At 61.4% G+C, this 15,168-nt stretch carries 14 protein-coding genes; 5 read left to right on the top strand and 9 right to left on the bottom strand.

Features of this window, described 5'->3' with window-relative positions:
• From nirD to B7H23_RS12185, 7 genes are all read right to left on the bottom strand, one after another.
• The gene (gene nirD / locus B7H23_RS12215) at window positions 1-369 is read right to left on the bottom strand and encodes a nitrite reductase small subunit NirD (RefSeq protein ID WP_094077645.1); all 369 of its coding nucleotides are present in this window, start codon (window positions 367-369) and stop codon (window positions 1-3) included.
• 13 nt (window positions 370-382) lie between these two features.
• Entirely contained in the window at window positions 383-2,833 is a 2,451-nt protein-coding gene (gene nirB, locus B7H23_RS12210) for a nitrite reductase large subunit NirB (protein ID WP_094077783.1), read from the bottom strand.
• Between the two features lie 18 nt (window positions 2,834-2,851).
• Window positions 2,852-4,630, bottom strand: a complete 1,779-nt coding sequence (locus tag B7H23_RS12205; RefSeq protein ID WP_094077644.1) for an ABC transporter ATP-binding protein — start codon at window positions 4,628-4,630, stop codon at window positions 2,852-2,854.
• Between the two features lie 13 nt (window positions 4,631-4,643).
• Window positions 4,644-5,732 carry an ABC transporter permease gene (locus tag B7H23_RS12200; RefSeq protein WP_094077643.1) on the bottom strand — a complete coding sequence of 363 codons (1,089 nt, stop codon included), beginning with the start codon at window positions 5,730-5,732 and terminating at the stop codon, window positions 4,644-4,646.
• An 83-nt stretch (window positions 5,733-5,815) separates the two neighbouring features.
• Window positions 5,816-7,225 carry a CmpA/NrtA family ABC transporter substrate-binding protein gene (locus B7H23_RS12195; RefSeq protein ID WP_173861905.1) on the bottom strand — a complete coding sequence of 470 codons (1,410 nt, stop codon included), beginning with the start codon at window positions 7,223-7,225 and terminating at the stop codon, window positions 5,816-5,818.
• A gap of 335 nt (window positions 7,226-7,560) precedes the next feature.
• Window positions 7,561-8,790, bottom strand: coding sequence for a CmpA/NrtA family ABC transporter substrate-binding protein (locus tag B7H23_RS12190; protein ID WP_094077642.1), 1,230 nt, complete (start codon window positions 8,788-8,790; stop codon window positions 7,561-7,563).
• A complete protein-coding gene (locus tag B7H23_RS12185; protein WP_094077641.1) occupies window positions 8,787-9,386 on the bottom strand; it encodes an ANTAR domain-containing response regulator in 600 nt (199 codons plus the stop codon). The genes B7H23_RS12190 and B7H23_RS12185 overlap by 4 nt, the downstream gene beginning before the upstream one ends.
• 377 nt (window positions 9,387-9,763) lie before the next feature.
• On the opposite strand from B7H23_RS12185, the gene B7H23_RS12180 reads away from it, so the two are divergent.
• From B7H23_RS12180 to B7H23_RS12150, 5 genes are all read left to right on the top strand, one after another.
• Window positions 9,764-10,741: an AraC-like ligand-binding domain-containing protein gene (locus B7H23_RS12180; RefSeq protein WP_158215833.1), complete on the top strand. Its 978-nt coding sequence runs from the start codon at window positions 9,764-9,766 to the stop codon at window positions 10,739-10,741.
• Window positions 10,742-10,995: 254 nt separating this feature from the next.
• Window positions 10,996-12,984 (top strand): copper amine oxidase, encoded by a 1,989-nt coding sequence (locus B7H23_RS12170; protein WP_094077638.1) that lies wholly within the window; start codon window positions 10,996-10,998, stop codon window positions 12,982-12,984.
• A gap of 289 nt (window positions 12,985-13,273) precedes the next feature.
• A complete protein-coding gene (locus tag B7H23_RS12160; RefSeq protein WP_094077636.1) occupies window positions 13,274-13,615 on the top strand; it encodes a RidA family protein in 342 nt (113 codons plus the stop codon).
• Between the two features lie 137 nt (window positions 13,616-13,752).
• The gene (locus B7H23_RS12155) at window positions 13,753-14,436 is read left to right on the top strand and encodes a Crp/Fnr family transcriptional regulator (RefSeq protein ID WP_094077635.1); all 684 of its coding nucleotides are present in this window, start codon (window positions 13,753-13,755) and stop codon (window positions 14,434-14,436) included.
• 91 nt (window positions 14,437-14,527) lie between these two features.
• Window positions 14,528-14,737: a YgaP family membrane protein gene (locus B7H23_RS12150; RefSeq protein ID WP_094077634.1), complete on the top strand. Its 210-nt coding sequence runs from the start codon at window positions 14,528-14,530 to the stop codon at window positions 14,735-14,737.
• A gap of 26 nt (window positions 14,738-14,763) precedes the next feature.
• Here B7H23_RS12150 and B7H23_RS12145 read toward each other — a convergent pair whose 3' ends face one another.
• Together B7H23_RS12145 and B7H23_RS12140 are read right to left on the bottom strand one after the other, a co-directional pair.
• Entirely contained in the window at window positions 14,764-14,991 is a 228-nt protein-coding gene (locus B7H23_RS12145; RefSeq protein WP_094077633.1) for an NnrT protein, read from the bottom strand.
• Complete coding sequence (locus tag B7H23_RS12140; protein ID WP_094077632.1) at window positions 14,988-15,167, bottom strand: protein NnrT; 180 nt, start codon at window positions 15,165-15,167, stop codon at window positions 14,988-14,990. Before B7H23_RS12140 ends, B7H23_RS12145 begins: the two co-directional genes overlap by 4 nt.
• Window position 15,168: the final 1 nt, after the last annotated feature.

The raw sequence follows: 15,168 nt of genomic DNA, 5'->3' as shown, positions 1-15,168 counted from the left end.
TCAAGCCGCCGTCGATACGGGCTGCCGCGCTTCGGCGGAGGCGATGTCGGCACCGGAGACGAAGATCAAGCCGTCGCGCTGCCGGGTTCGGAAAACGGTCGCCCGGCCTTCATCGGCACCCTGCGCTTCGCCGCTTTCGAGCGCAATGACCATATTATGAAGAGGGCATGTAACGCAGCCGCCATGAACGATACCCTGACTGAGCGGGCCGCCTTTATGGGGGCACCGATCCTCGATGGCGTAGACATCGTCATCCACCGTTCGAAAAATGGCGATACGCAGTGCGCCGGCCTCGACGCAACGGGCGCCTTCGCGCGGAATGTCGGTGATCGACCCGACGGCGATCCATTTGGTTTCGATGGCGTTCACTGCGGCATCTCCATCATTCGGCGGCCTGAAGCGTGTCGATGGTGGCCATTGGCTTGAACTCGTGCTTGTCCTTGCCGGAGACCCGCTCCGACCAGGGATCGACCTGTGCGAATTTCTGGCTGAAGACGAAGCGGGCGAAATAGGCCTTACGCGCCGACGCATCGTCCATGATCTGGCGGCGCACCTCGTCATAGCCGATGCGTCTGGCCCATTTGTAGATACGTTCCAGATAGTGGCCCTGCTCGCGATACATCTGTACGAGCGCGACGATATGCTCCAGCGCTTCGTCCTCGGTCTTTACATGGCCAAGCACCTCGGTGCCCTTGATGTCGAGACCGGCCGCCCCGGCAAAGTGGATCTCGTAGCCTGAATCGACGCAGATGACGCCGACATCCTTGCAGGTCGCTTCGGAACAGTTTCGCGGGCAGCCGGAGACGGCCATCTTCACCTTGGCAGGCGTCCATGAGCCCCACATGAACTTTTCGATGCGAACGCCAAATCCCGTCGAGTCCTGCGTGCCGAAACGGCACCAGTCGGTGCCGACGCAGGTTTTGACCGTTCGAAGACCCTTGGCGTAGGCGTGTCCGGAGACAAAGCCCGCCCTGCCGAGATCGGCCCACACTGCGGGGAGGTCTTCTTTCCTGATGCCCAGCATGTCGATTCGCTGGCCGCCGGTCACCTTGACGGTCGGAATGCCGAACTTGTCCACGCAATCGGCTATGGCGCGCAGTTCGTCGGCTGTCGTCTGTCCGCCCCACATGCGCGGCACCACGCTATAGGTGCCGTCTTTCTGGATATTGGCGTGGACGCGTTCATTGATGAAGCGAGACTGATAGTCGTCCGCATATTCGCCCGGCCAGTCGCAGACCAGGTAATAATTGAGCGCCGGACGACATTTGGCGCATCCGCCCGAACTCTTCCATTCCAGCGCCTGCATCAACGCCGGTATGCTCTTCAGTTCCTTTGCCCGGATGAGGCGGCGTACGTCGTTATGAGACAGATCGGTGCATGCACATATCGGCTTGACGGCGTTCGGATTGAACGCATCGCCCAGTGTCGCGGCCATCAAGCCCTCGACAAGGCCGGTGCAGGTGCCGCAACTGGCCGAAGCCTTGGTATGGGCGCGCACCTCGTCGAGCGATGTCAGCCCCTTGCTCGTGATCGCCTCGACGATCGTTCCCTTGCAAACGCCGTTGCAGCCGCAAATTTCCGCATCAAGCGGCAAGGCTGCAACGGCTGCCGTAGGGTCCAGTGGGGCTCCTCCCTGATAGGCCGACCCAAAGATGAGCGTGTCGCGCATCTCGGAGATGTCCGTGCCCTTCTTCATGAGGTCGTAGAACCAGGACCCATCGGCCGTCTCGCCATAGAGGACGACGCCGATGATCCTGTTGTCCTTGAGGATCAGTCGCTTGTAGATGCCGGCTGCGGCGTCGCGCAGGACGATCTCTTCACGATCGTCGCCTTCAGCGAAGTCGCCGGCCGAATAGAGATCGATGCCGGTTACCTTGAGTCGCGTGGGTGTTTCTGCGTGAATGAAGCGTTGCGATGGGTTGCCAGACAGATGTCCGGCCAGGACTCTGGCCATTTCGTAAAGTGGAGCGACAAGGCCATAGACCCGGCCATCCACCTCGACGCATTCGCCGACGGCAAATATGTCCGGATCCGATGTCGCCATGGTTGGCGAACAGACAATGCCGCGATCGACCTCAAGGCCGGCATCCTGCGCCAAAGCGATATTCGGTCGGATACCCACCGCCATGACGATGAGCGATGCGTCGATGACGGTGCCATCCTTCAGCTCGACGCCGGTGACTTTGGCGTCGCCCAGAATGCGCGCACTGCGCGCTTCCGTCACGATATCGATGCCCCGGCTTTCCAGTTCGTGCCGAAGCAAGTGCCCGGCGGACGGGTCGAGCTGGCGCTCCATCAAGGTCGGCATCAGATGCAGCACGGTGACATCCATGCCGCGTTCCTTCAGGCCGGCCGCCGCTTCGAGGCCTAGCAGACCGCCACCAATAACGACCGCCTTTTCCCGGGACTGAGCCGCCAGCAGCATCGCTTCGACGTCGTCGAGATCGCGATAGCTGAGGACGCCCGGCAGATCGTGCCCCGGAACGGGAATGATGAAGGGATTGGAGCCGGTGGCAATGACCAGTTTGTCATAGGGCACGGTCTCGCCATGCTCCGACGTCACTGTTTTGGCGGCTCGATCGATTGCCGCGATGCGATGACCCTTGTAGAGCATGACGCCGTGCTCGACGTACCAGCCATCGCCATGGATGACGATATCGTCGAATGTCTTGCAGCCGGAAAGCACCGGCGACAGCATGATACGGTCATAATTGACGCGCGGCTCGGCGTTGAAGATCGTGACGTCGTAGGCATCCGGCGCGACTTCGAAGAGATGTTCCAGCATCCGGCCAGGCGCCATACCGTTTCCGATGATGACAAGCTTCTGTTTCATGGCTCCGCTTTCCATGGGTTAGGCGACCATCGCGGTCTTGCGCTGACGTTCGATGCGCTGCGCCCGCTTTTCCGCGATGGCGGCCAGCTGTTCCGCGGTCGGATCGGCACCGCCCTCGTAGGCTTCCAGGAACTCCAGAAGTTCCTCGCGATAGGCGTAATAGTCGGGGTGGGCGAGCAGCGTTTTGCGACTGCGCGGACGCGGCAGATCGACCTCCATGATGTTGCCGATCCTGGCCCGGGGGCCGTTGCTCATCATCACCACGCGGTCGGCCAGAAGAATTGCCTCGTCGACATCGTGCGTAACGCAGATGGTCGTCACATTCGTCTTCGCCCAGACATCCATCAGAACGTCCTGCAATTCCCAACGCGTCAGGCTGTCCAGCATGCCGAAGGGCTCGTCCAGCAGAAGCAATTTGGGCGAGAGGGCGAATGCGCGGGCGATCCCGACGCGCTGCTTCATGCCATTGGACAGTTCGTCCGCGTAGCGCTCCATCGCATCACCGAGACCCACGCGTGAGAGGTAGTATTCCACCACGTCACGCTTTTCGCCGTCCGATGCATCCGGATAGACCTGATCGACACCGAGGCGGACATTGTCGTAGGCGGTCATCCAGGGCATCAGCGAGGGCGCCTGGAAGACGACCGCCCGTTCGGGCCCGGCTTCTTCGACATGTTTGCCGTCGAGCACGACGGAGCCGCCGGAAATCGGGTTTAGGCCCGCGCACATGGAAAGCACGGTGGATTTGCCGCAGCCGGAATGACCGATCAACGTAACGAACTCGCCCTTGCCGACCTTCAGATCGACATTCTCGACGACCGTCAGCGGCCCCTTCGGCGTCGGATAGATTTTGGTCAGTTTGGAAAATTCGAGGAAGCGGCCGTCCCGCGTGCCGGGTTCAGATGCGCTTCGGTAAGCTTCAGGTGGGGTCTCGTCGGGCGCCTCGCGGCGCGCCTTCGGCGAAATGGGCACGACATTGGGCAGAACGATCTCGCGGTTGCCGGCCAGGCCAGCGCGACTTTCACCGAGTTCCAGCAGGTGCGATGTGATGTCGGCCCGGAGCCTGACAAAGGCTTCGTTGCTGTTCAGGTGCGCGCGTTCCCGCGGACGGTCGATATTCACATCGAACGCCCTGCCAAGGGTCGCATCGGGGCCGGGCGTCAAGGCAACGATCCGGTCCGCCAGAAGGATGGCCTCGTCGACATCGTTGGTGACGAGAACGATCGTCTTCTTCTCCTTCTCGCATATCGCCGCGAACTCGTCCTGGAGATTGGCGCGGGTTAGGGCGTCGAGCGCCGAAAGCGGCTCATCCATCAGCAGGATCTCCGGCTGCATGGCGAGAGCGCGGGCCACGGCCACGCGCTGGCGCATGCCTCCCGAAAGTTCGGCGGGCTTGCGGTCCCGCGCGTGGGACAGGCCAACCATGTCGATATATTTATCGGCGATGTCTCTGCGCTGCGTCTTGCTCTGGGCGACATGGACACTGTCGACGGCCAGGCCGACATTGCCCGCGACGGTCAGCCACGGCAGGAGCGAATAGGACTGGAAGACGACGCCACGCTCCGGTCCCGGGCCCGATACCTCCTTGCCCCGGAACAGAACGCCACCCGCGTCCGGTTCGATCAGGCCGGCCAGAAGGTTGATCAGCGTTGTCTTTCCGGTGCCCGAAAAGCCGACAATCGCAATGAATTCCCCTTCGTCGACCTTGAGATCGACATCGGTCAGCACGCGGCTCGCCGCCATGGCGTCGCCAAAATGCTTGCTGGCATTCGATAGTTGCAGGATAGGTTCCGCCATGATCGCCTCCTGCTTACCGGTTGGCCGAGAAGGTGAAGGCGCGCTGCAACGCGAACATCACGCGATCAAGCATGAAACCGATCAGGCCGATGGTGAACACGGCAACCATGATACGGGCCAGCGACTGGCTGGAGCCGTTCTGGAATTCATCCCAGACGAACTTTCCCAAGCCGGGGTTCTGCGCCAGCATTTCCGCGGCGATCAGCACCATCCATCCCACGCCCAGCGAGAGGCGGAGACCGGTGAAGATGAGCGGAAGCGCCGATGGTAGAACCAGCTTGGTGATCGTCTTGCGGGTCGGAAGCTGCAGGACGCGCCCGACATTCATCAGATCCTTGTCGACAGATGCCACGCCAAGCGCCGTGTTGATGAGGGTGGGCCAGAGCGAACAGAGCGTCACGGTGATCGCCGATATCAGAAGCGCTTTCGGAAGCCATTCCAGCGGATTGGCATAGGCGGCCGACACGATCATCGTGACGATCGGCAGCCAGGCCAGCGGGCTGACGGGTTTGAAGATCTGCACGAGCGGATTGATCGCGCCATTGACGGTTCGCGACAGGCCGGAAGCGATGCCGAGAGGCACTGCGATCAGGGTGGCGATGCCGAAGCCGAGCGCCACCGTGATCAGTGAGGTCATGATCTGGTCTATATAGGTCGGCTGGCCGGTAAAGGTCCGCCACTTCACGCGATCGGCCTTACCCGCTTCGACCAGCTTGGCGTTGCGCTCTTCCTGCCGTTCGTAAAATGCAGCCGCCTTGTCGCGCATGCGATTATGGCTGACCATGAGGTCGCCGGCCGCGCTCCAGACCTGGGCCGGGCCAGGGATAGCGCCGAGCGAGGTCTGCACCTGCGGCGCCAGCGCCGCCCAAGCGCCGATAAACAGCACAATGCCGACAAGCGGAATGAGGAGCAGCCGCCGCAACTCGCCGAGCTGTTCGGAAATGTTCTCTCCCGCCGCCATCCTCATAAGGGGAACGGTAAAGGCAAGTCCGAAGGCGTCGAGCCAGCCGCCGGCCCTGTTGATGATCGGGAGCAGTTTCTCGCGGCGCAATTGCGCGCGGGAGGCCGCCGTCGGCGAATAAGTCTGGGTTGCATCGCTCATGGAAGCATCGAGCCTTCTGCTTTGTTCGGTAGAGAAAGACGGCGGCCCGTCACAGGCTGGCGGCGCCGGGCCGGCCGTTGCGCCTAGTTGGAGGCCAAACCGCCGACAATGTCGCCGTTCTGGACCGTCTGGCCTTCCTTCAGGCCGATTTCGAGCGAGGCGAGATAATCGTTGGGCTTTTTGCCGTCATAGGGAACGCCATCGATGAAATCCTCGGCCGGCGCTGGCGCGCGGTACCCGTCCGTTTCGGGAATTTCGGCGGCGTCCATGTAGCCGTCATCGACGAGTGACAGCGCTGCTTCCTTGTAGATGTCCGGGCGATAGACCTTCTCGGCCGTTTCGGCATACCAGCTATCGGGATGACTTTCGGCGATCTGCCCCCAGCGTCGCATCTGCGTCAGGTACCAGACGGCGTCCGAATAGAACGGGTAGGTCGCATCGTACCGATAGAAGACGTTGAAGTCCGGCACATCGCGCTTGTCGCCCTTCTCATATTCGAAGGTGCCGGTCATGGAGTTGGCGATGACCTCGGCATTGGCGCCGACATATTCGGGGCGCGACAGGATCTCGACCGCTTCCATGCGGTTGGCATTATCGTCTTCATCGAGCCATTTGGCGGCGCGGATCAACGCCTTGACGACCGCTTTGGTCGTTTCCGGATTGTCCTCGGCGAAGGCTTCGGTGATGCCGAACACTTTTTCCGGATTGTTCTTCCAGATCTCGTAATCTGTGATGACCGGTACGCCAATGCCCTTGAAGACGGCAGCCTGGTTCCACGGCTCGCCGACGCAGTACCCATAGATGGTACCGGCTTCGAGCGTGGCAGGCATCTGCGGCGGTGGCGTCACGGAGAGCAGGGCCTCGGCCTTGACCTGACCGGTTGCATCGCCCGGAGCGTAGAAGCCTGGGTGAATGCCTCCGGCTGCCAGCCAGTAGCGCAACTCGTAATTGTGCGTGGAGACCGGAAAGACCATGCCCATATTGAACGGCTTGCCCTCGGAACGATATTTTTCGACAACCGGCTTCAGCGCCTCGGCGCTGATCGGGTGTTGCGGTTTGCCGTCCGAACCGGTCGGAATGTTCGGCTTCATTTCTTCCCAGACCGCGTTGGATACTGTGATGCCGTTACCGTTCAGATCCATGGAGAAGGGCGTGATGATATCGGCCTGCGTTCCATAGCCCAGTGTCGCCGCCAAAGGCTGGCCGGCCAGCATATGCGCGCCATCAAGGCGACCATCGATCACCCCATCGAGCAGAACCTTCCAGTTGGCCTGCGGCTCGAGCGTGACGAAGAGGCCTTCGTCCTCGAAATACCCTTTCTCATAGGCGATCGCGAGCGGCGCCATATCGGTCAGCTTGATGAAGCCGAAGGTCAGTTCGTCCTTTTCCACATCGAGCATTTCGGCCGAGGCCGACAGCGGACCGCAGGCAAAAGCAAGAGCTGCGACGCTTGTGAATGCCGCACGGCGGATGAGCTGGCAGGTCTTTGTCATGGACACAAATCCTCTGTTCGCCCGCGACAAAGCATCGCCGGGCGTGATCTGACTGAAACTGGGGAAGGTGAACCATCGATACGGATCCGCGAGCGGCCCTGTATCGACTCGATCTGGCAACTATGCCTCGGAACCCGCCATTGGACTCCGCAATCGAACTTGGTGTGATGCCACGATAATGGATCGTCCGAAGCGCTCTGGCAAGATATTTTTCAGAGCCTCAACTAGCGCAATTTATTGTTTAATTACAATCATATGAACAGTTTTTCAGAGCGCTTTATTGCTGTGCAACATGCACAAATTTTTGGCAAACCAGGCGGGCGATGCAAATTTGCTCATTTCACGTCGCCCCGCTGTTCGGCGATGTAACTGTCCAGCTCTGCCGGATCGAAAATACGCCCGTCCATGAACCCGTCCGGCCCGATAAGAAGGGTACGGCCATCGGCTGACGGCAGATCCCGCGCCTGCGTCAACGCCCCTTCGACTTTGGCGTCGCTGGCAGGCAGGAGAGCGTCCGTGCCGGCCAGAGCGGCGCGGTAGACGTCCGGCCGATAGGTTCCGTTGGCGATTTTCGCATTGGCTGACGAGTGATCAAGCAAGTTCCAGCGAACCATCTGGCTGTAAAGCCAGAGCGCATGGCTGCGCCACGGGAAGGTCGCGGCGCGGCGGCAAGTGACGAAGAAGTCGCGACCGCCAGTGTCGTCGTCGGGACCGAACCGCCCCGCCAGGCTGTCCTGCAAGATAGTTGCCGGAACGTTCAGATGGCCTGGTTCGGCCAACAGATGGGCCAGTTCGGAATGATTGCCCGGCTCGTCGCACCACACGGCGGCACGATAAAGCGCACGAACGAGCGCGTGGACGAGGCCGGGATCGTCATCGAGCAGCACATGCCGCACGGCAAGAACCTTTTCCGGACTCGACCGCCAGATCGCATTCTTGGTAGCGATCACGCGGCCGACCCCACGCGCGATCGCTACATTGCTCCATGGCTCGCCGACGCAAAAGCCGTCGATCCGGCCGCTCGCGAGCGCATCCGGCATGAAGGGAGGCGGTACGATGACGATCTCGACATCCCCGTCCGGGTCGATGCCGCTGGCTGCCATGAAGTAGCGCAGTTCCAGATTGTGGCCCGAATGGCTATGAACGACGGCGAAGCGGGTGGCTCGTCCGCCGCGCCTTCGTTGTTCCAGTGCCGCGGCCAGCCTGTGGCCCGAAAGAGCGGCATCGTGGATGGGAAGCGTGGATGCGCCATCGCCCTGCGACAGAATTTCGGCGGCCAGTTCGTTGCCGACGCATATGGCATTGCCGCCCAGTCCCATAGCAAACGGCGCCGCCAGGCGGCCGGGCAGGGGGCCGAGCCCCAGATTGGCGGCGATTGGCATTGGCGCCAGCATATGGGCGGCGTCGAAGTGCCCGATAGCAATACGATCGCGAATATTGGCCCAGGACGCGTCGCGCATCAGCTGCAGCTCGATCCCTTCCTGATCGGCAAAGCCGAGCCGGGCCGCCGCAATGAGAATGGCGGCGTCCATGAGGGGCAGAAATCCGGCGCTGAGGCGTGTCATTTTTCATCGTCCAACAGAGAGGCGGCTGTGATGAGACTTTCGGCGATCTCTGCGAGCCTGCGGTTCTGGTTCATGGCCGCGCTTCGCATGATGCGATAGGCGCGCTCCTCATCGATATTTCGCTGGCGCATCAGAATGGCCTTGGCCCGTTCGACAAGCTTCCGCTCGGACAGGGCATCGCGCGCCATCTGCAATTCGCGTTCCATCTTGGCAAAGGCATTGAAGCGGCCGACCGCCATTTCCAGAATGGGTTTGATGCGCTGCGGTTTCAGCCCGTCCACCACATAGGCCGAAACGCCTGCCTCGATTGCCGCTGCCGTTGCCGCCGCGTCCGAATGATCGACGAACATGGCGATCGGTTTCTTCACGGCCCTTGAGAGCTGAAAGGCATTTTCCAGCATGTCACGGTTCGGATTGCCCAGATCGATGACAATCACATCCGGCTGGAGGGCTTCGATTGTCGCAGCGATGCCATGCATGTCCGTTGCAAGCCGAACCTGCATGCAGCCGGCGGCGCGTAGCCCTTCCTCGATTATGGAAGCGCGGATCGGATTGTCGTCGATGACGAGGACCGACGTCGTCTCTTCACTTGCCATCGTCGGTTTCGGCCACTCGCCTCCATTGCGTTTCGCTGAAGTGAACGCAGTTGTGCGATGCACGTCAACCGAAAATGCTGCAGAGCAGCATTGGCTTTCCGTTCGGACCGTGCGTACGAGCCGTATCCGCCCTTGCGACAGTGGCGGCGTTGACAGTGGTCTTGCCGCTGCGTCACGATGGAGCCCAGCACGGAGAGCACAATGGCCAGCACCAAAGCCTTATCGCATCGTCGGATGGCGCAAACGCTGGGGTTATCCGTTTTGCCGAACCCCCATACTTCGATGTCGGGCAGTCCGGTGCGCGGCGAACGAAAATACTTGCGGTCTGCGCGCGGTCTCTTCGAACGTTCGTGGAGATGTCGGGCGGCCGTCATTCGATGACCGCGTTAATTCCCGCCGCAAGTTTCAGCCATGTGGACACGTTCGAGCCTTCCATTCGGTCCATCTGCGGACGCTTCACGGTGGCGCCATCCGACCGAAGCGGTGCACTTAAGGGGCGGCTGTCTCTGGAACGTCTGGGCGGCGCGGAAATGGCTTTTGTCGGCCTGCAGGCCGATCGGGTGATCCGCCAGAAGCAGGACATCCGCGCCGATCCGGGCAATCATTATTTTCTCGTCTTTCAGGATCGTGGCCATGCGCTGATGCAGCAGGGCGCCAGCCGGTGCCTGTTGCGCGAGGGCGATATGTTTCTCGTCGATTCCACGACGCCCTCGCGATTCGACTATCAGGGCCGATACAGCGAACAGATCTCGCTCCATCTGCCACGCAGTTCGATGCAGAGCCGGTTCGGCTCGCGCATTCGTGGCGGGATCGACATCAAACGGGAAGACGCCCTTTCCATCGCGATGCGATCCGTCCTGAAGCGCATGCTGGATCGCGATGCCGAAAACAACGATCATCTCGCCGAGGCCTTTTTCGGCATTCTCGGTGCGTTCCTGATCGATTTCGACGATGGCCGCCGCGTGTCGATCGGTGACAGCGACAGCCTGATTGCATCCGCACTTCAGGAAATAGACCTCCGCTACAAGGATTCCGATTTCGGACCGCAGGACCTGGCCGACCGTCTCGGCGTTTCCTTGCGGGTGCTGCAGCGCGCGTTCAAGGATATCGACGAGACCCCGCGTCAGAAGATCCTCGCCACGCGGCTGGCCAAGGCCCACACGGCGCTTTCGAACCAGTCTCACGGCTCCGGGCCGCGAACGGTCAGCACGATCGCCTTCGCGCAGGGCTTCAACGATCTGTCCTATTTTTACCGGGAATTCGGCAAACGCTATGGCTATGCTCCAGGCAAGGTCCAGTCGCGCAAGTCGAACGTCGATCCAGTCCATCCCGGTCTCGTTTCATCCGGGGCGTGACGCTTGTGTCCAAAACGGCTGTCGCTAGCGGCCAAGATTGGTCATCTCGGATACTGGCACACTGCCTTCCGACGATTGCGTTGCGCGGGGGCTGCGCCAAGCCGGCTGCGCGTCGCGCGTTTTCGCGGAGTGGAGACATCCGGTCTTGGCGTAAAATTCGATGAACAAGGCCTGACCGGATACGCTGACATCGGAATCGTCTTTCCCATGACGATAGCGGAGACGATGACCCATACTCTTTCAGGGAGGAAGACATGAAACATCTGCTGTTAAGCGCCGCTGTCTCAGTGGTGGGGCTGGCAATGGGCGCTACCGGCGCCCTGGCTCAGTCGCATCCGATGGACGGACTGACGGGGGAGGAAATCCGCAAGGCCGGCTCCATTCTGCGCGAGGCCGGCGTGACAAACGATCAGACGCTCTACCCGCTGATCGACCTGGTCGAGCCCGAAAAGGCAGAGGTGCTGGCCTTCAAGCCCGGCGATACGCTGACGCGCCGCGCCATGGTGCAGTACACCGACGAAAAGGGCTTCTCCGAAGCGGTGGTCAATCTGACCAGCGGCGAAGTGGAAAGCGATGGGCCCATCGAGGGCCAGCCAATGGTGCTTTTCACCGAATTCATGTCGGCAATGGAAACCACGCTGGCGGATAGCCGCGTGCAGGACGGTCTGAAGAAGCGCGGGCTCACCGCGGAGGACGTCTTTTGTCTGCCGCTGACCGCCGGCAGCTTCTTCACGCCGGAATATGACGGCACACGCCTGATGAAGGTGCCCTGCTACGTCAATCCGACCGGCTCCAACTTCTACGCCAAGCCCATCGAGGGCCTCTATGCGGTGATCGATCTGACCAGCAAGACGGTCACGGAGGTGATCGACGAGGGTGCGCTGCCGCTGCCGCAGGACCCGTGGGGCTATACGGAAGAGGAAATCGCCGAGCGGGCGCCGCTGCGGCCGGAGACCAACCCGGTGCTGCTGAAGCAGGAGGGCGAACCCAACTACGTTCTCGATGGCGGCCACCTCAGCTGGGACATCTGGGATTTTCGCTTCCGCACCGAAAAGCGCGCGGGTCTGGTTGTCTCCAACATCAATGTGATGGATGGGGACACAAAGCGTCCGATCATCTATCAGACGCATCTGTCGGAAGTGTTCGTGCCCTATATGGACCCCGGTGAGGGCTGGTACTGGCGCACCTACATGGATAGCGGCGAGTACGGGTTCGGCCTGTTCATGACGCCGCTGGAAGCGGGGATCGACTGTCCCGCTTACGCCACCTTCCTTCCGGCGCTCATCTCCGACGATAGCGGCGCGCCGCTGGAGATTCCGAACGCGATCTGCATCTTCGAACGCAATATCGGTGATCCGGCCTGGCGGCACTATGAAGTGTTCGCGCAGAGCGAGGACACTTTCACCCCCGCCGAAGGGCGCCCGGCGACGGAACTGGTGGTCCGCACCGCTTCGGAAGTCGGCAATTATGATTATTTGATCGATTACCGCTTCTACCAGAACGGCGACATCCGCATCATGATCGGCGCGACCGGGCTGGATGGCGTCAAGGGCGCGGCCGCCACCTCGATGAACGATCCGACGGCGGAAGAAGAGACCAGACACGGCACGCTGATCGCGCCCAACCTGGTCGCGGCCAATCACGACCACTATTTCAACTTCAAGGTCGATTTCGATATCGACCGGCCGGAGAACATGTTCGCCACGATGGACATCGTTCCGGCGGAGGTCGATGCCGACAGCCCGCGCCGCTCGCTATGGACGGTCGAACACAACATGCCCGACAGCGAGATGGACGCCCGCTACCAGATCAGCGCCATGAAGCCGCGCTACTTCCACTATTCGAATCCGGCGCGCGAAGGTCACCTGGGCCATACGCCCGGCTATATGATCCATCATGGATCGATCGCCTACGGCCCGTTCGATTTCACGAACGATCCGCCGATGAAGCGCAACGCCTATATCGAATATTCGGTCTGGAACACGGTTTACGATCCCGATCAGCGCTATGCCGGCGGCAAGTACCCCTTCCAGAGCGACGGCAGCGACACGCTGGCGGAGTGGGTAAAGGCCGACCGGCCGCTGGCCAACCAGGACATCGTCGCCTGGTTCACGGCGGGCTTCCACCACATTCCGCGGATGGAGGACTGGCCGGTCATGTCGACGGAATGGAAGACCGTCCACCTGATGCCGCACAATTACTTCGCCACCAATCCGGCGATGACGCTGCGCAAGGGCAAGTAGCCGACAAGCCAAAACGCCGCCCGGATAGCCGGGCGGCGTGCATCTGGACCCTGCCGCTTTTTATCCCATGGACCGCCGGATTGCCACGCTGTCCGACCGGCAGGGCATGTGCCCCGCCAGGGACGATATTGCGGGCTGACGGTCATCGAACTGCTTGCAGTGGCCTATGGACTGTCGCAAGACGATACCGGCTACTACCGTATCCGACCGCCGATCAAACCCGTGACCCTCAGGAACTGGCCGGACTGTCGGGGCAGGACATCATGGGAAACGAAAGAGACATGGCACGATGATCGAACGTTTGGACACATCCACCCGCATGAGCAAAATCGTCAAACACAATGGCGTGGCCTATCTCTGTGGCCAGGTCGGTGAGGGCGAGACAGTTGCCGAACAGACGCGCGAGTGCCTTTCCCGCATCGAAGCCCTTTTGCAGAAGGCGGGCTCTTCGCCAGAACATATTCTGCAAGCCGTGATCTGGCTGGCGGACATGGCGGATTTCGCCGAGATGAATGCGGTATGGGATGCCTGGGTACCGGAAGGCCATGCGCCGGCCCGGGCATGTGGCGAGGCAAAACTGGCGCGGCCCGCGCTCAGGGTCGAGATCATCGTCACTGCTGCCATTGCCTGAGGTGAGGCACAGGGCAGCACCGACACTGAGGCTGTGATGTTCGCTTGTCCTTCGACATCCGACGCCAGGGTGATGGCCTTGGAGCGCTGCTGACATATCTTATGTCTTGCATGTATGGAAGGAGGCGCGTGCCGATCATGCTGCAAGACAGGACGAAACATGACGATTGGATCGACCGGTTCGAGGGTTTGAACCGGCTGCCCGACGATATTCGCGAGGACCTTCGGAAGCGCAGTCAGATCGTGTCGGTTCCGGCCGGAACGGAGGTGTTCGCGCCCGGCCAGTCCGCCGACAATCTGCTGCTTCTGCTGGACGGCACGGTGCGTGTTCAGCAGCGCTCGGAAACCGGGCGGGAAGTAGCGCTCTATCGCGTCAATGCCGGCGAGAGCTGCGTTCTGACGACCGCCTGCATGCTGGCATTCGAGGATTATTCGGCCGATGGCATTGCCGAGACGGATGTGCGGGCGGTGGCCATTCCGCGCGCCACCTTCGACGATCTGGTCGGCCGTTCGGCCATCTTCCGCGAATTCGTCTTCAAGGCCTATTCGCGACGCATCACCGATCTCTTCGCGCTGATCGACGATATCGTCTTCCAGCGCATGGATGTGCGGCTGGCCTCGCGGCTGCTGGAACTGGCCGATGAGAACGGGATCGTGCACGGCACCCACGCCGTGCTGGCAACGGAACTCGGCACCGCGCGGGAAGTGGTTTCGCGCATTCTGGCCGAGTTTCAGCGGCGGGGCTGGGTGAAGCAGGCGCGCGGCGAAGTGCGCCTCGTCGGCAAGGACGGCCTGATCCGGCTCGTCCGGTCGGCAGGCTGACAAAAAACCGGATCGTTTGGTGATATTGTCACCGAGCGCAGCGGTGAAGCCGTGCGATCCTTCCATGAACCGACAATGGAAGGGAAACGAAATGACGACCAATATGGGAAAAATCGACCGGATTCTGCGGCTTGCCGTCGCGGCGGCTCTCTTCTTCTATGCCTTTGCCGGGGGACTTGCGGCCATGGGCGCGCTGCACTGGGTGGCGGCGGCGGTCGCTGCCGTCTTCACGATCACCGCGCTGGTCGGCAATTGCCCGGCCTACAGCCTTTTCGGCATCAAGACGTGCCGCACGGGTTGATAAGAAACGCTTCGCCGGTCCGCCTCTCAGATCGGCCTGTCCTCCTCGGCCTTTTCCATCAGGCCGACGATATAGCGGGCGAAAAACCAGGTGGGTGGCAGGCCCAGCGGGATGCTGACGAACGCCGCCCAGACCGGCGGGATGACCGGCAGGCCGACCCAAGAGCCGATCAGCGAAGCGAAGAAGAGATTGACGCCGACCGCGCCTATGCCGAACGGCCAGAGCATCAGGGTCAGTCGCGCCGTCCTGCTCATGGCCGCCGCCGCACCGCGTACCAGACCAGCGCAAGCGCTGCGATCAAGGCCACGGTCGCCAGACCGAACCAGAGTTCGGCCGTGGCCGATTGCGCGTTGGGGATTGGCCGGTCGAAGCCGGCTGCCAGAGCGGAGGCCGGTGCCATTGTCAGCAGAATGGTCAGATAGCGAAGCATA

Origin of the sequence: Notoacmeibacter marinus (assembly GCF_002238045.1) — a bacterium.
GTDB classification, from domain to species: domain Bacteria; phylum Pseudomonadota; class Alphaproteobacteria; order Rhizobiales; family Rhizobiaceae; genus Notoacmeibacter; species Notoacmeibacter marinus.
Note: the sequence above shows the minus strand (reverse complement) of the source record. Positions and strands in the feature narration are given on the sequence as shown.